The sequence below is a fragment of the Allobosea sp. 47.2.35 genome (assembly GCF_024655635.1).
Taxonomy (GTDB): Bacteria; Pseudomonadota; Alphaproteobacteria; order Rhizobiales; family Beijerinckiaceae; genus Allobosea.
Window position 1 is genome coordinate 100,762 of record NZ_JANLGI010000015.1, and the last position, 19,215, is coordinate 119,976.

18 protein-coding genes and 1 other RNA gene are annotated in these 19,215 nt (G+C 67.0%); 10 read left to right on the plus strand and 9 right to left on the minus strand.

Annotated features, from left to right (window positions below):
* Window positions 1–57: 57 nt before the first annotated feature.
* Window positions 58–3,660 (plus strand): AsmA family protein, encoded by a 3,603-nt coding sequence (locus NUV79_RS18195; protein ID WP_257734513.1) that lies wholly within the window; start codon window positions 58–60, stop codon window positions 3,658–3,660.
* 102 nt (window positions 3,661–3,762) lie between these two features.
* On the opposite strand, the gene NUV79_RS18200 is transcribed toward NUV79_RS18195, so the two are convergent.
* From NUV79_RS18200 to NUV79_RS18230, 7 genes are all read right to left on the minus strand, one after another.
* Window positions 3,763–3,987, minus strand: coding sequence for a ribbon-helix-helix domain-containing protein (locus NUV79_RS18200; protein WP_257734514.1), 225 nt, complete (start codon window positions 3,985–3,987; stop codon window positions 3,763–3,765).
* Window positions 3,984–4,181 carry a DUF4169 family protein gene (locus NUV79_RS18205; RefSeq protein ID WP_257734515.1) on the minus strand — a complete coding sequence of 66 codons (198 nt, stop codon included), beginning with the start codon at window positions 4,179–4,181 and terminating at the stop codon, window positions 3,984–3,986. Before NUV79_RS18205 ends, NUV79_RS18200 begins: the two co-directional genes overlap by 4 nt.
* A gap of 15 nt (window positions 4,182–4,196) precedes the next feature.
* A complete protein-coding gene (fumC, locus tag NUV79_RS18210; RefSeq protein WP_257734516.1) occupies window positions 4,197–5,591 on the minus strand; it encodes a class II fumarate hydratase in 1,395 nt (464 codons plus the stop codon).
* Between the two features lie 11 nt (window positions 5,592–5,602).
* Window positions 5,603–6,175 carry an SspB family protein gene (locus tag NUV79_RS18215; RefSeq protein ID WP_257734517.1) on the minus strand — a complete coding sequence of 191 codons (573 nt, stop codon included), beginning with the start codon at window positions 6,173–6,175 and terminating at the stop codon, window positions 5,603–5,605.
* A 147-nt stretch (window positions 6,176–6,322) separates the two neighbouring features.
* Complete coding sequence (ltrA, locus tag NUV79_RS18220) at window positions 6,323–7,810, minus strand: group II intron reverse transcriptase/maturase (protein WP_257734518.1); 1,488 nt, start codon at window positions 7,808–7,810, stop codon at window positions 6,323–6,325.
* 591 nt (window positions 7,811–8,401) lie between these two features.
* Window positions 8,402–8,787: a transfer-messenger RNA gene (gene ssrA, locus NUV79_RS18225) on the minus strand.
* A gap of 38 nt (window positions 8,788–8,825) precedes the next feature.
* Window positions 8,826–9,089: a hypothetical protein gene (locus NUV79_RS18230; RefSeq protein ID WP_257734519.1), complete on the minus strand. Its 264-nt coding sequence runs from the start codon at window positions 9,087–9,089 to the stop codon at window positions 8,826–8,828.
* A gap of 216 nt (window positions 9,090–9,305) precedes the next feature.
* Here NUV79_RS18230 and NUV79_RS18235 point away from each other — a divergent pair, with 216 nt between their 5' ends.
* The 8 genes from NUV79_RS18235 to NUV79_RS18270 all read left to right on the plus strand — a co-directional run bounded on the left by NUV79_RS18235 (window position 9,306) and on the right by NUV79_RS18270 (window position 15,725).
* Window positions 9,306–10,100: a thymidylate synthase gene (locus NUV79_RS18235; protein ID WP_257734520.1), complete on the plus strand. Its 795-nt coding sequence runs from the start codon at window positions 9,306–9,308 to the stop codon at window positions 10,098–10,100.
* Window positions 10,097–10,579: a GNAT family N-acetyltransferase gene (locus tag NUV79_RS18240; protein ID WP_257734521.1), complete on the plus strand. Its 483-nt coding sequence runs from the start codon at window positions 10,097–10,099 to the stop codon at window positions 10,577–10,579. Before NUV79_RS18235 ends, NUV79_RS18240 begins: the two co-directional genes overlap by 4 nt.
* A 5-nt stretch (window positions 10,580–10,584) precedes the next feature.
* Window positions 10,585–11,100: a dihydrofolate reductase gene (locus NUV79_RS18245; RefSeq protein ID WP_257734522.1), complete on the plus strand. Its 516-nt coding sequence runs from the start codon at window positions 10,585–10,587 to the stop codon at window positions 11,098–11,100.
* Window positions 11,101–11,252: 152 nt separating this feature from the next.
* The gene (hflK, locus tag NUV79_RS18250; protein ID WP_257734523.1) at window positions 11,253–12,416 is read left to right on the plus strand and encodes an FtsH protease activity modulator HflK; all 1,164 of its coding nucleotides are present in this window, start codon (window positions 11,253–11,255) and stop codon (window positions 12,414–12,416) included.
* Window positions 12,413–13,348 (plus strand): protease modulator HflC, encoded by a 936-nt coding sequence (gene hflC / locus NUV79_RS18255; protein WP_257734524.1) that lies wholly within the window; start codon window positions 12,413–12,415, stop codon window positions 13,346–13,348. Before hflK ends, hflC begins: the two co-directional genes overlap by 4 nt.
* Window positions 13,349–13,366: 18 nt before the next feature.
* Window positions 13,367–13,558 carry a DUF2065 domain-containing protein gene (locus tag NUV79_RS18260; protein ID WP_257734525.1) on the plus strand — a complete coding sequence of 64 codons (192 nt, stop codon included), beginning with the start codon at window positions 13,367–13,369 and terminating at the stop codon, window positions 13,556–13,558.
* Window positions 13,559–13,718: 160 nt separating this feature from the next.
* Window positions 13,719–15,236: a DegQ family serine endoprotease gene (locus NUV79_RS18265; protein WP_257734526.1), complete on the plus strand. Its 1,518-nt coding sequence runs from the start codon at window positions 13,719–13,721 to the stop codon at window positions 15,234–15,236.
* A 147-nt stretch (window positions 15,237–15,383) separates the two neighbouring features.
* Window positions 15,384–15,725, plus strand: a complete 342-nt coding sequence (locus tag NUV79_RS18270; RefSeq protein ID WP_257734527.1) for a DHCW motif cupin fold protein — start codon at window positions 15,384–15,386, stop codon at window positions 15,723–15,725.
* Here the strand turns inward: NUV79_RS18270 and serB are convergent, their stop codons facing one another.
* Window positions 15,726–16,613: a phosphoserine phosphatase SerB gene (gene serB / locus NUV79_RS18275; protein WP_257734528.1), complete on the minus strand. Its 888-nt coding sequence runs from the start codon at window positions 16,611–16,613 to the stop codon at window positions 15,726–15,728.
* A 12-nt stretch (window positions 16,614–16,625) separates the two neighbouring features.
* Between serB and miaA the strand changes: the two genes are divergently transcribed.
* Window positions 16,626–17,552, plus strand: coding sequence for a tRNA (adenosine(37)-N6)-dimethylallyltransferase MiaA (gene miaA, locus NUV79_RS18280; protein WP_257734529.1), 927 nt, complete (start codon window positions 16,626–16,628; stop codon window positions 17,550–17,552).
* 3 nt (window positions 17,553–17,555) lie between these two features.
* Here miaA and NUV79_RS18285 read toward each other — a convergent pair whose 3' ends face one another.
* Window positions 17,556–19,019: a GGDEF domain-containing protein gene (locus NUV79_RS18285; protein ID WP_257734530.1), complete on the minus strand. Its 1,464-nt coding sequence runs from the start codon at window positions 19,017–19,019 to the stop codon at window positions 17,556–17,558.
* Between the last annotated feature and the right edge of the window lie 196 nt (window positions 19,020–19,215).

The following is a 19,215-nucleotide window of genomic DNA, read 5'->3' on the forward strand; positions in this document are numbered from 1 at the left end:
CAATGACTTTCGAGGCCAGCGCTGCTTCACCATGACGACAGGGGCAGGCAGCGGAATTTGCGTGAGAGTCTGACAGTTCTGGCCGGCCTGCTGGTGCTGGCGTTGCTGGCGGCCCTGATCGGCCCCGGCTTCGTCGACTGGCGCGCCTATCGCCCGCAGATTGAGGCGCGATTGAGCGAGGCGCTCGGCGTCGAGACGCGGGTCGGCGGCGCGATCGGCCTGCGCCTGCTGCCCTCGCCGCGCATCGCACTGGAGGATGTCCGGATCGGGCCGGGCGACGGCATGGCAAGCTCCGCCAGCGCCCAGCATGCGACCGTGGAACTGGCGCTGGCGGCTCTGGCGCGCGGCGAGTTCCGCTTCTCGGAAGCGCGGCTCGATGGCGCGGCGATCTCGCTTGCGCTGGACGAGGCGGGCGTGATCCGCCTGCCGGAGCGCAGCGGGACGGGTATTCCAGCCGGGGCGAGCCTGGACCGCCTGACGATCAGCCGCTCGACCCTGATCTGGCGCGAGGCGGGCAAACCTGCCGTCACGCTCTCGCCGATCGCGGCCGAGATGTCGGCGGTGAGTTTTGCCGGCCCCTGGCGCTTCGAGGGCGAGGTCGCGGGCGCGTCGCTGCGCGTCACCACCGGCGAGATCGAGGCCGACGGAAGGCTGCGGACGAAAGCCTATCTCACCGGAGAGGACCTGCAGCTCGGCTTCGACGGCGCTCTGCTGTTCCCGAATGGTGCCGAGGGCTTCGGAGTGGAGCTGGACGGCGCCTTCAATCTTTCGCCGGGCGGAGCGGTCGCGCTGGCCGGCCGGGTCAAGGGCGGTAGCCGTCAGCTCGACCTGTCCGGGCTTGCTTTGGACATCGCGGGTGGTGCGGCGCGGCTGGAAGGCGAGGGGCAGTATCTCCCCGGCACCGGCAAGGGCTCGCTGGCATTGCGGGCGCGCCGGCTCGATGCCGATGCGCTGACGACGGCGCTGGCCGAGCGGCAAGGTTTCGAGCGCGCCTTGCAGGGCCTGCCGGGCGCCTTCGACATAAGCCTCGATCTCGACCAGCTGATCTGGCGCGGCGAGGATTTCTCGACGCTTGCCGTGCGCGGGCATCTCCATGACGGCGGCTTGAGTGATGCTTCCGCCTCCGTGCGTGTCGCCGGGGCTCTGCTGGGCGCGAGCGGCAATCTCGATGGGAATGGGGCCTCGGGGCGGCTCAATCTCAAGGCCGAGGATGCACGGCGCGTCGGGCTGGTGCTGGCGCGGGCCGGGCTCGATCCGGCGCTGACCGATTTCATCGCGCGGCTCGGACGGATCGATGCCGATATCGTCGGCGCCTGGGCCGGCAATGGCGGCCGGTTCCAGCGCCTGCTGGTCGCGGGTTCGTCGGGGCTGCGGCTCGATGCCTCCGGCGAGATCGCGCCGAACCGTATCGCGGCCAAGGCTGCGGTGAACGGGCTCTCGCTCGACACCCTCCCGCCCGGCAACAGCCTCTCCGGCCTGCTCCGGCAGCGTGACGTAACGCTCCAGCTTGCCCTGACCAACCTGCGCTTCCGGAATGCCCCGCCGGGCTCGGCCGATCTCGATCTCCGGCGCGAGGGCGATGTCTGGCGCCTGAGCCGGCTGTCGGTCGAGGGTTTCGGCGGTGTTGCGGTCGCCGGCGCCGGCGCCTTGCTGGCGGAGGGCGGCGAAATTTCCGGACGGGTTCGGGCGCCGCGCTTCGAGACGTTGACGGCACTGGCCGGCCCGCTGCTGCCTGAAACGGCGATCCAGGCACTGCAGCGCGTCGGCGAGGGGCTGGCGCGGCTCGATACGGGCTTCCGGCTGACGCGGGCGGCTTCCGGCGAGACCAGCCTGTCGGCGGAAGGCACGGCTGCGGCGGGCAAACTCAAGCTCGACGGGCGGCTCGACCGGGCCGGCAACTGGAGCCGCGCCGCGCTCGGCTTCGAACTCAATGACAGGCGGCAGGCTTTCGCGGCGCTGGGGCTGCCATTGCCGCAGCAGGGCGGGGCGGGGCGGTTCAACCTCGAACTGGACCGTGGCAAGGCAACGGGCTCGCTCGCAGGGCAGGGGCTGTCCCTTGTCGTCGAGGATGGCGGCAAGGGACCGCAGCTGACCTTGCAGGCCGATGGACCGGGGCAGATTCTTGCCGAAGGCCCCGCGCGGCTGCTGCCCGATGGGGTCATCGACGCTTCAGCACGGCTCGGCATCGCCGAGGAAGCGATCCGGCTCGACGATATCACCGCCCATCTCGGCGGCATGGCGGTGAACGGTTCGCTGCTGCTGCCGCGCGAGGGGCGCTCCTCCGGGCGGATCGCGGTGCCCTCGGTCGATCTGCGTCCTTTGATGAACGCGGCGCTGGGGCAGGCGGCGGCAACGCCGAGCACGCTCTGGTCGACAGGGCGCTTCGGGCGCGTGGCGGGCTTCCCCGATTTCGATATCGCGGTGGAGGCGGGGACGCTCCTCGCCTTTGATGGTGGCACGGTCCGCAATGCCAGCTTCGCCCTGCGTTCGGATCAGGACGGGCTCAGGATCGACGACATCCGCGGCAGCTATGGCGGCGGGCAGGTCACCGGACGGCTCGGCTTGCGCCGCGATGGCGGGCTGGCCCAGCTCAACGGGCGGCTCAGCCTGATGGCGGTCGACCTCGGCGAATTCACCAAGGGGGCGGTCGGCGGCAAGGCCTCGGGGCAGGTCGAGTTCGGCGGTTCCGGCGAGACGCCGGCACGACTGGTCGCAGGCCTGAGCGGGGCAGGCAGCCTCGCGCTTACCGCCACGCGGCTCGCACGCTTCGACCCCAATGCCTATGCGCGGATCATCGCCGGTACCGGCGAGGACGCCTCCGAAAGCGACGCCTCGCGCCTGCAGGACCGCCTGAGCGAGGCGCTGGACAAGGATGCCTGGGCGCTTGGCGATGTCACGCTGCCCTTCACGCTGGCCGGCGGCCTGATCCGGCTCCAGCCCTTCGCCTTCGAGCGCAATGGCCTGCGTGCCGAGGCAAGCGGCATTCTCGACCTGCGCGCGCTCACCGCCGATCTCAGGCTCGGTCTGAAGCCGCTCGGCGCCTTGCCGAAGGGCTGGCCAGGCGATGCGCCGCAGATCGGCATCGCCTGGCGCGGGCCCTTGTCCAATCTCCGGCGCGAAAGCGATGTTAGCGCCTTGTCCAATACTGTGGCGGCGCGGGCGCTGGCGCGCGAGATCGAGCGGGTCGAGGCCTTCGAGGCGGATGCACGCGAGCGGGCGATGCATGCGCGGCGCCTGCGGGCGGAGCGCGAGACGCGTGAGAACGAGCGCAAGCTCGCCGAATTCCTGAAGGCGCAGGAAGAGGCCCGCATCGCCGAGGAGAAGCGGCAGGAAGAGGCGCGGCGTATCGAGGAGCAGCGGCGGCAGGTCGAGGAGAGGCGCGCCGAGGAATTGCGGCGCATCGAGCAGGCGAGAGCCGAGCTGGAAGCGCGCCGGCGCGCTGAAGCCGAGGAACGCGCTCGCGTCGCGGCTGAGCGAGCGGCGGCGGCCGAACGGGCTGCAGCACAATCCGCGCCTCCGCAGCCCCAACCACAGCCCGGCCCCCTGGTTTTGCCGGGAGCCCCGCTTAGCAGCTCACCGGAAGGCGCGGTGCAGGCGCCAACCGGTGGCGTCGCACCGTCGGCGCCGCAATCACAGCCGCGCAGCGCGCCGTTGCGTTGAGAGCTTGATTCAAGAGCTTCGCGATTTGATTCCGGAAGTTTCTTGAAGTCTTTGAAAACGCGAATTTCCTTGCCTTGCGGCAAGGCGGTTGACATCGCCGCTTCAGGCGCTGCCGGCCAGCTTTCGGTAATGCGCGAGCGCATGCAACCGCAGGGCAGAGGAGAGGTTCAGCTCGCCCCGGCCGGAATCGACCTCGGCGACGAGGGCGGCGATCGGGCGGTCCTCGCCGGCCGCGATCTCCTTCAGCGCCTCCCAGAAGGGCGCTTCCAGCGATATGCTGGTGGGGTGGCCGGCGATGCTGAGCGAGCGCTTGCGCTCCGGCTTCATGCCGGCTCCGGCTCGTCGTCGCGATCGAGCTTGTGCCCGTCGATATGGCGGGCGGCCTTGTCGCGCTCGGCCTCGGTCAGCTTGCGCTCGGCCTTGGTGCGGCCGAACGTGATGCGGTTCTGCTCGGCCGTCTTCTCGGCCTCCGCCCGCGCCTTTTGCTTGCGGACCTGGCGGAGGTTGATGATCTCGGCCACCGGGGGAGCCTTGCGTCAGGCCGGGCCGAGCATCAGCTCGGGCTTGACCGTGGCGTCGAAGAGTTCGGCCTCGACGCCGGCCTTCAGGGCTTCCTCGCGCAAGGTCGTGCCGTTGTGATGCGCGGCCTTGGCGATGCCGGCGGCCTTGTCGTAGCCGATCGCGGGTGCCAGCGCCGTCACCAGCATCAGCGAGCGCGAGAGCAGCTCCTTGAGTTGCGTCTCGTTGGCCTCGATGCCCTCGACGCAGTTGACGCGGAAGCTTTCGGCGGCGTCGGCGAGAAGCCGCACGGACTGCAGGAAGGCGGCGGCGATCACCGGCTTGAAGACATTGAGCTCGAAATGGCCCTGGCTGGCGGCGAAGCCGACCGTCGCCTGGTTGCCGTGGACCTGGGTCGCGACCATGGTCAGCGCCTCGGCCTGGGTCGGGTTGACCTTGCCCGGCATGATCGAGGAACCCGGCTCGTTCTCCGGCAGGCTGATCTCGCCGAGACCCGAGCGCGGGCCGGAGCCCATCAGGCGGATGTCGTTGGCGATCTTGAACAGGTCGGAAGCGAGCGCGGCGAGCGCGCCATGGGCGGCGGCGAGCGCGCCATGGCTCGCGAGCGCCTCGAACTTGTTCTCGGCGCTGCGGAAGGGCAGGCCGGTCAGTGTCGCGGCTTCCTTGGCGAAGAAGGCGGCGAAATCCGGATGGGCGTTGAGGCCGGTGCCGACGGCGGTGCCGCCCTGCGCCAGCGCATAGAGCCCACCGAGAGCCGCCTCGATCCGGCCGATGCCGAGATGGAGCTGCATCGCATAGCCGGAGAATTCCTGGCCGAGCGTGACCGGGGTCGCATCCTGCAGATGGGTGCGGCCGATCTTGACGAGATGCCTGAAGGCCTCGGCCTTGGCGTTCAGCGCCTTCTCAAGGCCGCGCAGCGCGGGCAGCAGCCGGCGCGTGATCTCCAGCACGGCGGCGATATGCATCGCGGTCGGGAAGGAATCGTTCGATGACTGGCCGCGATTGACGTGATCGTTGGGGTGGACCGGGCTCTTGGCGCCGAGGCCGGCACCGAGCAGTTCATTGGCGCGGTTCGCCAGAACCTCGTTGGCGTTCATGTTCGACTGGGTGCCGGAACCGGTCTGCCAGATCACCAGCGGGAAATGCCCGTCGAACTTGCCGGCGAGCGCCTCGTCGGCCGCATGGGCGATGGCGCCGGCGACGCGCTGGTCGAGCAGGCCGAGCTTGGCGTTGACATGGGCGGCGGCCTTCTTGACCAGCACCAGCGCATGGACGAGCGGCAGCGGCATGCGCTCGCTCTCGCCGCCGATGCGGAAATTCTCGAGGGAACGCTGGGTCTGCGCGCCCCAGTATCGATCCGCCGGCACGGCGATCGGGCCGAAGGAATCGGTTTCGGTGCGCGTCTCGGTCATGGCGTCCGTCGTCAGGGCTTCTTGCGGAAGGAATCGAGGCTGACCACTTCGGCGCTGCCTCGGCTTTCATCGCCCTCGGTGGCCGGCTCCGCTTTCGCGGATGCGGCGGCAGGATCGGCGGCAGGCGTCTTGCCCTTTGCGGCGGGAAGGGCGGCTGGCACGATCTTGGCCGGTGCGGGGGCCGGCTCGGCGGGCTCAGGCTCTGCCGAAACGCTGTCTTCCGCCTGGTCCTGCGCCTCGAATTTCAGGCCGAACTGGACGGAGGGGTCGAAGAAGGTCGAGATCGCGTCGAAGGGCACGAGCAGCCGCTCCGGCACGCCGGAGAAGGACAGGCCGACCTCGAAGGAATGCTCGCCGACGCTCAGGTCCCAGAACTGATGCTGGAGAACGATGGTCATTTCGTCGGGATGCTTCTCGCGCAGGCGCTGCGACAGGCGCACGCCCGGAGCCCCCGTGCGGAAGGTCACGTAGAAATGGTGCTCGCCCGGCAGCCCGTCGCGCGCGGCCTCCGTCAGGATCTTGCGGACCACGCCCTTCAGCGCGTCCTGCACCATGAGATCGTAACGAAGAACATCCTTGGACATCGAGTCGTGGTTTCCGCTTGTTGCGTTCCGGCGGGAACAGCCGGCAGGCCGTCAGAAAAAGAAGTGGTCGAGTAGGTGAGCTACATTACTGTAGCCCACCCCTCTCAGAACCGTGCAGGCGGGTTTCCCCACACACGGCTCAAGCACCTAGCTGGTCGCCGCTCGCCTTAATTTCAACCGCCGCGACGCCCGAGCCATCCAATAATGGCGCAGCTCCGGGTCGAACGGTGAAGCACGTCCTTCCACCTTAATCCAACGCTGGATAGAGAAGAAGTCGTGTTTGAGCAATGCCCGCTTGCCGTCGTTTAGCTGCCATCCCCGCCCACCCGCGCCATTGGTGAAGTACCGGCGCTGAACCCACTTGTGTGGCTTCATCGGGTGTCGTCGCTTCGCCCATTTGTAGAGCATCGGCCACATGGCGTCGTCAATTTTGGCAAATACCCGCTTAGAGACGACATATCGGTAGTAATTGACCCATCCTCGGATGACTGGGTTGAGGTGGCGGATCAGCCCTGCTGTGGGCTGCTGCCGATGGGACCGCACGTATTCCGACAAGGCCCTGAGGTGTCCCAGTACCTTCGTCTTTTGCGGCTTGATCAACACTTTCCCGGACATATCTCTGACGTGGAACCCCAGGAAGTCAAAGCCCTCGGAGATATGGACGACCTTGGTCTTGGCTTCACTGAGTTGCAGGCCGCGGCTGGCCAGGAAGTTGGCGAGCCGTGGAAGGGCATACTGTTCCGCAACCTCCCGTGTCGGACAGAGCACTACAAAGTCGTCGGCATATCGAATGAGGTGCATGCCGCGATTCATCCCCCTTCTTCGGCTTGGCAACTTCGGCCTTCCGTCTTGGTTTTCGGCCTCGAAGAGGCGCTCCATTCCGGTGAGGGCGATGTTGGCAAGGAGAGGGGAAATGATCCCGCCTTGAGGCGTTCCCGCGTCGCTTTCCGTTCGTTTACCGAGCTCGACGACTCCGGCTTTAAGCCATCGTCGCACTACTTCTCTGAGGTGCTCGGGCACAAGGCTGAGAAGGGCCTCGTGGTCGATGTTGTCAAAACACCCGCTGATGTCGGCATCCACGACCCACTGGCTAGCTCCGTCCTGGTTTAGACCAAGCCAGATTGCTTTGATGGCGTCATGGGCTGATCGGCCCGGCCTGAAACCGTATGAGTTAGCTTCAAATCGGCTTTCCCATTCGGGCTCCAGGGCAAGCTTCACGATTGCCTGCATCACCCTGTCTTTGACGGTCGGAATCCCGAGGGGCCGCATCTTCCCATTGCTCTTCGGGATATAGACCCGCCGAACTGGGGAGGGGCGGTAACCGTCGAGGTCGAGACCGCTCTTGAGGAGTTCCATGCGCTGGGAGTCGCTTGAGCAGACAAAGCCGTCTACGCCGGCGGTGTTCTTCCCAGCATTGAGTTGGGTCACCTGTCGGATCGCCAGCACCTTGGCATGGAATGATCGGACCATGAGCTTTTGAAGGTTACGAACCCTCGCATGCTCTCGGTTTTTCGCAGCTCGGAAGATGCGCTCTTGCAGTCGGCGTACTTCTCGTTCCACCGTGGCCCAGTCGATCTGGTCCCACGCCTTCGTGAGTCGTCCTTCTTTCCGTTCGGCAGAGCCGTCAAACGTCATAGCAGGTTAGGCCGATACGTTAGCTTCGCTTCCGTTGGTACCCGTCAGAAGTCTGCACCCTTTCGGGTCGGTTATACCCGTTTCCGGACCTATCCCGCCGATTACAGGCGGGCCTTCGCTTTCTCTGACATCCTTTACCCCCTGCATCGTCCCCCTCCCTTACGGTTGGGATACCGCTTGCGACGGGATGCAATGGGCTTACCCGGTTCCCCCATTTCCAGAATGTGACGGGGTTAGGTGCTGCCTCTTAGCCCGGTGGGGACAACAGGTGCTGAGCAGACGAGCTCCATCGCCGGCTCACGCCCCACTCACCTTTTGGTCACGGCCTGTCAGCCTTATTTGGCCGTTTCAACATGACGAGCCTAATGGCAGTTAGCTTGTGTTCACCATACCCGTCTTCCCTCAGGCTATGGCCGGCTTAGGCTGCCAGCCAATCGCCCTTTGTCTCCGAGTCTCAGCGTATTGGATTACTCCGTTACGCCCTCGGATAGGGACATCTGAGCACCGCAGAGTCTCCGACAGCGAACCGTGGAGCACTAGAAAAGAGGGCCTTCGGGGTCAAAAACCTTTCGGTTTCTGACCCCTCCGGTCGAACGAGGCTTCTGTTGCCAGGCGCCTCCGAGCCCCGCCTTACGTCGCTAAACGGAAGGACTTAGGTTTGGGAACCAGCACCGCTCACGCGGCGACAGCAACCCGAGCATTGTTGTCGTTGGCAACTATGCAATGGCCCGATAACGGCGGAACCATTCCGAGCAAAAGGAAGACCTTTACACCCTCGTCGATCCTATTTCGCCCCCGCCGCAGCCCTGCAACCGCTCGGCTGCACGTTCCTGCTGCTCGCGCTGCAGGGCTGGGGTGGAGGCGCCGGGTACCGCCCCCGGGTCCGAAAGGCTTATTACGTAATCCGTTTATCGCCATAGCCGTTCTTGCGAGCGGCACTCCCGAATATAGGGAACCCCGCGGCGTTGGGAAAGGGTTCTCACGCTTTTTCGACAAGGACTGCGGTTTCCCTGCCTCAATTCAGAATGCGTCCATTTCGGATGTCGATATCGAGGCTCATCTCGTCGTCCTCGGCGGTGCGGCCGGCGACCTCCCAGCGGTCGTCCAGGCGGACGATCTCCTCGACATGGACGAGCCCGGCGCTCCAGGCGATGTCGCGGGCCTGCCGCTCCGAGATCGTCGCGTTGGCATAGGTTTCCTCGGCATGCGCCGACAGCACGATCAGGGTGTTGAGAGCGAGCGCGGCAAGCAAGCGTGTCGGAGCGTTCAGGGTCGGCATATCGACTATCCCCACGAATCAAGCGCGCGATGAGCGGCGCCGATTGGGGCGGGTTTGCGGACGGGGATGCCTCACGACGTTTCGCATTCGCGTGAGGAGTCAGGCTCCCGCCACACCCTGACAGGGTCTGCGGCAAAGGCTGGGGATGCCTGCCTGCCGGGCAGGGGCCAAGCCGCCCGCGAGCCGCTATAGTCGCGCGCCTTCCAGAGAGTCGCCATGCGCCAGTATCACGACCTGCTCCAACGCGTCCTGACCGAGGGCGTCCGCAAGGACGACCGCACCGGAACCGGCACGCTCGCCGTCTTCGGGCATCAGATGCGCTTCGACCTGTCGGAAGGGTTCCCGCTGGTCACGACCAAGAAGCTGCACCTGAAATCGATCATCCACGAGCTGATCTGGTTCCTGCGCGGCGACACCAATGTGCGCTATCTCCAGGAGAACGGCGTCACGATCTGGGACGAATGGGCCGACGCGAATGGCGATCTCGGCCCGGTCTATGGCCGGCAGTGGCGTTCATGGGCCGCGCCGGACGGGCAGGTGATCGACCAGATCGCCTGGCTGGTGAACGAGATCCGCCGCAATCCGGATTCGCGCCGGCTGATCGTCTCGGCCTGGAACCCGGCGGACATCCCGAAGATGGCGCTGGCGCCCTGCCATTGCCTGTTCCAGTTCTTCGTCGCCAACGGCAAGCTCTCCTGCCAGCTCTACCAGCGCTCGGCCGACGTCTTCCTCGGCGTGCCCTTCAACATCGCGAGCTATGCGCTGCTGACCCATATGGTGGCGCAGGTGACGGGGCTCGGCGTCGGCGAGTTCGTGCATTCCTTTGGCGATACGCATCTCTACGTGAACCACCTCGACCAGACGCGCCTCCAGCTCTCGCGCGAGCCGCGCGCGTTGCCGAAGCTCACGCTCAACCCGGCGGTGACGCGGCTGGAGGATTTCGAGTTCTCCGACGTCACGATCACCGATTACGACCCGCATCCCGGCATCAAGGCTCCGATCGCAGTATGACGCTCTCCATCCGTTCCGCCCGTCCCGGCGAGGCCGGGCTCGTGCTCGCCTTCATCCGCGAGCTCGCCGAATACGAGAAGCTGCTGCACGAGGTCGTGGCGACCGAGGCCGAGCTCGAGGCCGCGCTGTTCGGGCCGAATCCGAAGACCTTCTGCGACATCGCCGAATGGAATGGCGAGCCGGTCGGCTTCGCGGTGTGGTTCTACACCTATTCGACCTTCTCCGGCCGGCACGGCATCTGGCTGGAGGACCTCTATGTCCGGCCGGACCAGCGCGGGCGCGGCATTGGCAAGGCCCTGATCGCGGGGCTGGCGCGGCGCTGCGTCGAAGAAGGTCTGCCGCGCCTTGCCTGGTGGGTGCTGAACTGGAACGAGCCCTCGCGGGTCTTCTACCGGGCGATCGGCGCCAAGGCGCAGGACGAATGGACCGTGAAGCGGCTGGAAGGCGAGGCACTGGCGAAGCTCGGCGCGGAGGCTTGAGCGCAATGCAGCCTCTTCCGGTCGTCCTCATCGCTGCCATCGCGGACAATGGCGTGATCGGCAGCGACAACAGGCTGATCTGGCGGCTGAGAACCGATCTGCAGCGCTTCCGCCGGCTGACGACCGGCTGCCCGATCATCATGGGGCGCAAGACCTACTTGTCGATCGGCAAGCCCTTGCCGGGGCGTCAGACCGTGGTGCTGACGCGGGATCGCGCTTTCCATGCCGAAGGCGTCCATGTCGCCCATGAGGTTCCGGAGGCGCTGGCGCTGGCGCAAAGACTTGGGCAGGAGATGGGCGCCCATTCCGTGATCGTCGGCGGTGGCACCGAGATCTACGCGCAGATGCTGCCGCTGGCCGACCGGCTCGAACTCACCATGGTCCATGCGCGGCCTTCCGGCGACGCCGTGTTCCCGGACTGGGACAAGGCAGCCTTCGCCGAGACGGCGCGGGAAAGCCATCCGGCCGATGCCGAGAACGACCATCCTTATACCTTCGTCACCTATGCCAGGCGCGGCTGATCGCCGCTTTCCGTTCACGATGAATGGCTTGCGCCGTTGACGAATCCATGGCCCATGACCAAGTCAGCCCAACGCCTTCGCTCGAAGGCGCTGACAAGCGGCCGTGATTTGCTTATCTCGGCCTCGACAGAACGAAAGGGAACGGCTCGCGAATGCCTTGGAGCAATCAGAGCGGCGGTGGCAGCGGCGGGGGTGGACCCTGGGGCCAGCGCGGAGGTAATGGCGGCGGCGGTCCCTGGGGCGGCGGTTCAGGCGGGGGCGGCGGCAACGGCAATCCGCCCGATCTCGAGGAGATCCTGCGGCGCAGCCAGGACCGGCTGAAGAACCTCGTGCCGGGCGGCAATATCGGCGGGCGCGGCCTGATCATCGGCGGGCTCTTGCTGATCCTGCTCTGGCTCGGCTCCGGCATCTATTTCGTGCGGCCCAACGAGGTCGGCCTCAACGTCGTGTTCGGCCGTTTCGCCGGCAAGACCGGCGAAGGCATGAACTGGAACTGGCCCTATCCGATCGGTGGCGTGGTCAAGCCGCAGGTGACGAACGTCATCACCACCGAGGTCGGTTTCCGCACGGTCGAATCGGTGCGCACCTCGCGCCAGACCGACGTCACCGAGGAGAGCCTGATGCTCACCGGCGACGAGAACATCGTCGATATCGACTTCATCGTGCAGTGGCAGATCGATCCGGCCGCGCCCGAGAACTATGTCTTCAATATCCAGGATCCGCCGGGCACCGTGAAGGCCGTGGCCGAGAGCGCGATGCGCGAGATCATCGGCCGCCGCAACATCCAGCCGGTGCTGACGACCGACCGCGGCGCGATCGAGACCGAGGTGCGCCAGCTGATGCAGGAGACGCTCAACGGCTATAATGCCGGCGTGCAGATTCGCCTCGTCCAGCTCCAGAAGGTCGATCCGCCGCAGCAGGTCATCGACGCCTTCCGCGACGTCCAGGCGGCCCGTGCCGACCAGGAGCGCCTGCGCAACGAGGCGCAGACCTATGCCAACCGCATCGTGCCCGAGGCTCGTGGTCGCGCGGCCGGGCTGGTCCAGTCGGCGGAAGCCTTCAAGGAACAGACCGTCGCCGAAGCGCGTGGTCAGGCCAGCCGCTTCAACGCGGTCTACGAGCAGTACAAGAACGCTCCGGGCGTGACGCGCGAGCGTCTCTTCCTGGAGACGATGGAACGCGTGATGGGCGGCACCGACAAGATCATCCTCGACAACCCCGCGGGCGGGCAGGGCGTGGTGCCCTATCTGCCGCTGGACCAGCTACAGCAGCGTCGCCCGGTGCCGGGCCAGCAGCAGGGAGGGGCTCAGCGATGAACTCTTCCGTGTTGCGCGCGGCGCTTCTCGTCGCGGTCATCGCCGCCGCAGTCGTCCTGTACGCCTGCACCTTCGTGGTCTCGCAGACCCAATCGGCTCTCGTGCTGCGCCTCGGCGCGGTCCGCAGCGTCGTCACGGCGCCGGGCCTCTATTTCAAGCTGCCGGCTCCGTTCGAGCAGGTGACCCTGCTCGACAACCGCATCCTCGATCTCGACCTGCCGGCGCAGGAAATCATCGCCTCGGACCAGAAGCGTCTCGTGGTCGATGCCTTCACGCGCTACCGCATCTCGGACCCGCTGCGCTTCTACCAGGCGGTCAACAACATCCCGCGTGCGAACTCGCAGCTGGCCTCGATCGTGAATGGTAACGTCCGCTCGGTGCTGGCGGAGGCGTCCTTCATTGCGATGGTCCGTACCGAGCGTTCGCGCCTGATGAACCGCATCCGCGACGACGTGAACCGCGAAGCGGCGCGCTTCGGCATGACCGTCGTCGACGTCCGGCTGCGGCGCGTCGACCTGCCGGCGGCGAACTCCGCTGCGGTGTTCCAGCGCATGCAGACCGAACGCCAGCGCGAGGCGGCGGAAGCGCGCGCGCTCGGCGGCCAGCAGGCCCAGGAAGTCCGGGCCCGGGCCGACAGGGACGCGACCGTGATCGTCGCCGAGGCGCAGCAGCGCTCCGACGTGATCCGCGGTGAAGGCGAGGCGGAGCGTAACAAGGTCTTCGCCGAAGCCTTCGGCAAGGACCCGGAGTTCTTCGCCTTCTACCGCTCGATGCAGGCCTATGAAGCCAGCATCAAGCCGGGGGACACGCGGATGGTGCTGACGCCGGATTCGCCGTTCTTCCGTTTCTTCAACGGCCCCAGCGCGCAGCGCCAGGACGGCCAGGCCGCGGCTGCCGCCACGCCTGCCCAGCCTGCGCCGGCCCGGCCCTGATCGAGGCGAGCGACGCGAATGCTGGATTTCATCGCGGCGCTCGGCCTGGTCTTCGCTATCGAGGGTATTCTCTTCGCAGCGATCCCGAATCTGGCGAAGGATGCCCTGCGCAGCGCGGCTGAAACGCCGGTGGACCGGATGCGGCTCATCGGCATCGGCTCGGCGGTGCTGGGCGTGATCCTGGTCTGGCTCGCGCGCGGCGTCTGGTAGCAGCGGGGGCGGGCACATGATCGTGTTCGATGACATGATCGTGCGTCGCCCTTCCGCCGCATTTCGGAGTTCAATCATCAGGCGCGTCCGTCTGCCTTGAGGCGTCGGGCGCGCCTGCCTGCATCGATCGGCCCGTATTCTTCCGAACATGAGGACCCCTATGGCATCGAACACCCTTTCCGCAGCCAGGCCTGTCCGCATCGCTCTCGCTGCCGGCGTCGCCGGCCTCGCGCTGCTGGCTTCGCCGGTGCTGGCGCCGGGGCATGCGCAGGCCAACACGCCGCTCCTCCAGGGGCAGACCTCGCTTGCCGACCTCGTCGACAAGGTCATGCCGGCGGTGGTCAACATCGCGGCCGTCACGACCAACGACACGAAGGGCCGCAACCTGCCGCAACTGCCGCAGCTCGGCCCCGATACGCCCTTCGGCGACCTGTTCGAGGAGTTCTTCAACCGCCGCAACCAGCAGGGTGAGCGCCAGGCGCCGCAGCAGCGCCGCTCGCAATCGGCCGGCTCCGGCTTCGTGGTCGATCCGTCCGGCATCGTGGTCACCAACAACCACGTCATCGGCGACGCCAACGAGATCACCGTGATCTTCAGCGACGGCCTGCGTCTCAAGGCCGAGGTGATCGGCAAGGACAGCAAGGTCGATCTCGCCGTGCTGCGCGTGAAGCACGACAAGCCGCTGCCTTCCGTCAAGTTCGGCGATTCCGACAAGATGCGGATCGGCGATCCCGTGATGGCGATCGGCAACCCGTTCGGCCTCGGCGGCTCGGTCTCTTCGGGCATCGTCTCGGCCCGCAACCGCGACATCAGCCAGGGGCCGTACGACACCTATATCCAGACCGACGCGGCCATCAACAAGGGCAACTCGGGCGGTCCGCTGTTCAACATGGCCGGCGAGGTCATCGGCATCAACACGGCGATCCTGTCGCCGACGGGCGGCTCGGTCGGCATCGGCTTTGCCGTGCCCTCGACGCTGGCGACCAACATCGTCGACCAGCTCAAGGAGTTCGGCGAGACCCGGCGCGGCTGGCTCGGCGTGCGCATCCAGACCGTCGATGACGCCACGGCCGAGGCGCTCGGCCTTGGCTCGGCGCGCGGCGCGCTCGTCGCCGGCATCGACGAGAAGGGCCCGGCGAAGCCCGCCGGCCTCGAAACCGGCGACGTGATCGTCAAGTTCGACGGCAAGGACGTGAAGGATTCACGCGACCTGCCGCGCATCGTCGCGGCGACGCCGGTCGGCAAGGACGTGCCGCTCGTGGTGGTCCGCAAGGGCAAGGAAGAGACCAAGACGGTCAAGCTCGGCCGCCTCGAGGATGGCGAGAAGGTCCAGTCGGCTTCGGCGAACAAGCCCGCGGCCGAGCCGGCCAAGCCCGTGGTGACGAGCGCGCTCGGCCTCGAATTCTCGCCGCAGACGGACGAGCTCCGGAAGCGCTACTCGATCAAGGACGGCCTCAAGGGCGTGGTCATCACCAAGGTCGATGCCAATTCGAACGCCGCCGACAAGCGCGTCCTGGTCGGCGAGCTGATCGTCGAGGTCGGCCAGGAGCCGGTCAACGCGCCGGCAGACGTGACCAAGCGGCTCGATGCGCTGAAGAAGGAAGGCAAGAAATCCGCCCTCCTGCTCGTCTCGAACGGTCAGGGCGAGGTTCGCTTCGTCGCCGTCTCGATGAACTGAGATCGGCAGAAGCGCTAGAATGCGAAGGGCGGTCCGGTCGGGCCGCCCTTTTCATGTCCTGTCCGCAGAGCGGCGGCGAGGCGCGTGCGCTGGTGCGTGGCGGTCAAACACGGCTAGAGCTTGGCGACGGCGCCCGGAGAGACCGAGATGAAGCTCAGCGAAATTCCCTTCGTCACCACCGACTGGGCGACGATTCCCGTGGAGCGTCATGCCGGCGACAGCGGCGAGGCGACCTGGCGCGTCCAGTATTTCGGGCCCGAGGACAACCGCATCCGGGTGCGGATGGTCGAGTATTCGCCCGGCTATGTCGCCGACCACTGGTGCTCGAAGGGGCACATCATCCTGTGCCTCGAAGGCGAGATGGAGACCACGCTCGCCGATGGCCGCGTGCTGCCGCTGCGGGCCGGCATGAGCTATCAGGTCGCCGACAATGCCGAGGCGCATCGCTCCGCGACCAAGACCGGTGCGAAACTTTTCATCGTCGACTGATCAGTCCCGGACGATCTCGCTGCCCGTGTAGCCCTGGGCGTAGAGCAGGGCGGTGAGATCGGCGTGGTCAAGCCGGGCATCGGCAGCCGCTGCGACTGCCGGCTTGGCGCGGAAGGCCGCGCCCAGCCCCGCCTCGCCGAGCATGGCGAGGTCGTTGGCGCCGTCGCCGACGGCCATGGTCTGCTCCGGTGCCAGCTTGAAACGGGCACGCAGCTCGATAAGCGCGTCGAGCTTGGCCTGCTTGCCGAGGATCGGATCGGCGACCGTGCCGTTCAGGATGCCGTCACTGGCGATAAGCGTGTTCGAGCGATGCTCGTCGAAGCCGATGGTCTGGCCGATCGGCCCGGTGAAGACGGTGAAGCCGCCCGAGACGAGGGCGGTATAGCCGCCATTCGCCCGCATCGTTCGGACCAGCTCGCGCCCGCCCGGCGTCAGCGTGATGCGGTCGCGGATGATCTCGCCGACGACAGAGAGCGACACGCCCTTCAGCAGGGCGACGCGCTCGCGCAAGGCCGGCTCGAAGTCGATCTCGCCACGCATGGCGCGTTCGGTGATGGCCGCGACATGCTCCTTGAGGCCGACGAAGGCGGCGAGCTCGTCGATGCATTCCTGTCCGATCATGGTCGAATCCATGTCGGCGAGGAACAGCGCCTTGCGGCGCGTCGCCGCCGGCTGGACGATGACGTCGATCGCGGCGTCGCCCAGAGCGGCCCGAATGTCGGCTTCGAGCTTGCGTGCGTCGGCTGCTTCCGCGAAGAGGTCGGCAGCGATTTCGCCGTCGAGCACCGCCGTGCCGGTGATGCCGGGCAGGGTGCGGGCAAGGCGGGTGAGAAGGGCTTCGCCAACCAGCGCCTGGCCGTGGGCGGATACGAGTGTGGCGACGAGCATGTGAGGAACCGGGTGAAGGCGGAAGGGCAATTCGGCGCGGTGCTCATCGCAGGTCCGACCGCGAGCGGCAAGTCCGCGCTGGCGATCGAGATCGCGCGCCGCACCGGCGGGACCGTCGTCAATACCGATTCCATGCAGGTCTACGCCGATCTGCGCGTCCTGTCGGCCCGGCCGAGCGAGGCGGAAGAGGAGATGGTTCCGCATCGCCTCTACGGGCATGTCGATGGAGCGGTGAACTATTCGGCGATGCGCTATGCCGCCGATGTGACATCACTGTTGGCGGAGCTGCGCGTGAGCGGCTCGCTGCCGATCCTGGTCGGAGGCACCGGGCTCTATTTCAAGGCCGTCACCGAAGGCTTCTCGGCGATGCCGCCCGTGCCGGAGGAGGTGCGAGCCGCTTTCCGTGCCGATGCCGAGGGGCGCGAGACGGCCGCGCTTCATGGCGAGCTCGCCGCTTGCGATCCGGCGATGGCTGGGCGGTTGCGCCCCAGCGACCGGATGCGGATCATGCGGGCGCTGGAGGTTTTCCAGGCGACGGGGCGCTCGCTGGCGAGCTTCCAGGGCGAGCGCGAGCCGGGGCCGCTGGGCGATGTGCCGACGCTGCGGCTGTTCGTTCATCCCGAGCGCGAGGCGGTCCGAGAGCGGATCGACCGGCGCTTCGAGGCGATGATGGGCGAAGGCGCGCTCGACGAGGTTGTGCGGTTGAAGCAGCGCGGGCTCGATCCGCTCCTGCCGATCATGCGCGCCCATGGCGTGCCGGGCCTGATCGCCCATCTCGACGGCGCGATCACGCTGGAGGAGGCGGTCGGGCGGGGCCAGGCCGATACGCGCGCCTATGCCAAGCGGCAGGTGACGTGGTTCCGTCATCAGATGGAAGGGTGGGAAGCCGTCGCGCCGGAGGCTGCGCTGGAACTGGCCGTGCGGCGTCTCGGGCTCTGAGCCTCAGGCCGCTTCGGCGACGGGAGCGGGATCGGCGAGGCCGAGCCGGTTGCGGCCCTCGTTCTTGGCGCGATAGAGCGCCTGATCGGCGCGGGCGGTCAGCGATGCCAGCGTTTCGCCGGGGTGAAGCGCGGCGATGCCGAGGCTCGCAGTCACCTTGAGCGCCAGGGTTTCGGAGACCGGCATGGAGCGGGTGAGCAGGGCGTCCTGAATCTGGCGGGCGCTTGCCGCGGCGGCAGCCAGGTCGCAGCCTTGCAGCAGGATGCCGAACTCCTCGCCGCCGAAGCGGCCGACGAGGTTGCGCTCGTTGCGGAACTGGCCGAGCAGCAGATCGGCGAAGGCGCGGATCACCGCATCCCCGGCCGGGTGCCCATAGGTGTCGTTGACCTGCTTGAAATGGTCGAGGTCGACGATGATGAGGGCGATGTCGGTGCTGTCCGCCTCGCTCGCCGCGATCGCGGCATTGGCCTTGTCGGTGAAGGAGCGGCGATTGAGCAGCGCCGTCAATGGGTCCGTCTCCGCCAGGCGGCGCAGTTCCTTCTCGCGCTCCTCGCGCAGGCCGATTTCCTCGGACAGCGCGCGGCGGGTCGCGCGTTCGCGGCCGATCTCCAGCGCCAGCGTCGCGGCGCGCATCTGCAAGGTCTGGTTGGCGACCGTCAGGTCGGTGATGTCCGTGAGAGTGAGAAGGAGCCCGTCACCGAGCGGGGCGATTGCGACCCTGAGCCAGGTCGTGGCGTCTTCGTGCGTGAAGGAAACCTCGAGCGTGTCGGCGCGCTGCAGGTCAATGGCATAGAGGCAGCGACGCCAGACCGATGGATCGGATAGGAAGGGCAGGCTCTCACGGCCATCGGTGTCGAGCAGGTCGTTTTCCGGGCGCCCGCTCAGTTCGGCAGCGCGCCGGTTCGCGGTGACAACGACGGCCTGCTCGATCTGGCCGGCCGCATCGCGGATGGCGCGCAAGGCGACGATGCCGCTGGGGGAGGAGTCCAGCACGGCATTGAGCAGGTCCTCGCGGAACTGCAGCGGGCGGCTGAAGGCGATGATGAAGCGGCGGCCGTCGCGGGTCGTGGTGGGCAGGACCAGGCGCTCCCAGAGGGCGACGCGTACCGTCTGGGTCGAGCGATGCACGGTGTAGAGCGGGCGGTCCTCAGCCAGGGCCTGGTCGAAGCTGTCGATCGAAAAGCGGGCGACGTGCTCGCGCATGCCCGAGAGGCGCTTGCCGAGGCGGCTGGCGCCGGAATAGCGGATGATCTCGCGCCCGAAATGCAGCCAGCGATAGTCGCCGTCGCCGGTGGGCTCCAGGATCATCAGGTCCTCGCCGAATTCCGGCAGCAGCGCGGCGGCGAGTTTCTCGTAGCCGACGACCCCGCCGTCCTGACGATGAAGCGCGAAGCGGTTCAGAATCCGCGCGATCTCCGGGGCGTGGCCGCGGGCCGCGATATTCTCGGTGTGGACCTCGTAGTACATATCCGTCCCGGTTCGAGCGGGGAGAACCTAGCGCCGACGGATTGAGAAAGTGTTCCCTTGCGGCATGGCATTTTCAGGACTCGTCGGAAGTGCCGATCCACACACATGTTAACGCTTGACCGGCTGCGCGGCCTCCGTTAGCGTTCGGCAACTTTCGTCAAGGAACATGTGCGCAATGCGCAAGCTTATTCTCGTA

Excerpts from the sequence above, each read along its gene's own strand:
- NUV79_RS18200 (WP_257734514.1), bottom strand. The coding sequence starts at position 3,987 with ATGAAGCCGGAGCGCAAGCGCTCGCTCAGCATCGCCGGCCACCCCACC.
- fumC (WP_257734516.1), bottom strand. The coding sequence starts at position 5,591 with ATGACCGAGACGCGCACCGAAACCGATTCCTTCGGCCCGATCGCCGTG.
- NUV79_RS18215 (WP_257734517.1), bottom strand. The coding sequence starts at position 6,175 with ATGTCCAAGGATGTTCTTCGTTACGATCTCATGGTGCAGGACGCGCTG.
- ltrA (WP_257734518.1), bottom strand. The coding sequence starts at position 7,810 with ATGACGTTTGACGGCTCTGCCGAACGGAAAGAAGGACGACTCACGAAG.
- NUV79_RS18230 (WP_257734519.1), bottom strand. The coding sequence starts at position 9,089 with ATGCCGACCCTGAACGCTCCGACACGCTTGCTTGCCGCGCTCGCTCTC.
- NUV79_RS18235 (WP_257734520.1), top strand. The coding sequence starts at position 9,306 with ATGCGCCAGTATCACGACCTGCTCCAACGCGTCCTGACCGAGGGCGTC.
- NUV79_RS18240 (WP_257734521.1), top strand. The coding sequence starts at position 10,097 with ATGACGCTCTCCATCCGTTCCGCCCGTCCCGGCGAGGCCGGGCTCGTG.
- NUV79_RS18245 (WP_257734522.1), top strand. The coding sequence starts at position 10,585 with ATGCAGCCTCTTCCGGTCGTCCTCATCGCTGCCATCGCGGACAATGGC.
- hflK (WP_257734523.1), top strand. The coding sequence starts at position 11,253 with ATGCCTTGGAGCAATCAGAGCGGCGGTGGCAGCGGCGGGGGTGGACCC.
- hflC (WP_257734524.1), top strand. The coding sequence starts at position 12,413 with ATGAACTCTTCCGTGTTGCGCGCGGCGCTTCTCGTCGCGGTCATCGCC.
- NUV79_RS18260 (WP_257734525.1), top strand. The coding sequence starts at position 13,367 with ATGCTGGATTTCATCGCGGCGCTCGGCCTGGTCTTCGCTATCGAGGGT.
- NUV79_RS18265 (WP_257734526.1), top strand. The coding sequence starts at position 13,719 with ATGGCATCGAACACCCTTTCCGCAGCCAGGCCTGTCCGCATCGCTCTC.
- NUV79_RS18270 (WP_257734527.1), top strand. The coding sequence starts at position 15,384 with ATGAAGCTCAGCGAAATTCCCTTCGTCACCACCGACTGGGCGACGATT.
- serB (WP_257734528.1), bottom strand. The coding sequence starts at position 16,613 with ATGCTCGTCGCCACACTCGTATCCGCCCACGGCCAGGCGCTGGTTGGC.
- NUV79_RS18285 (WP_257734530.1), bottom strand. The coding sequence starts at position 19,019 with ATGTACTACGAGGTCCACACCGAGAATATCGCGGCCCGCGGCCACGCC.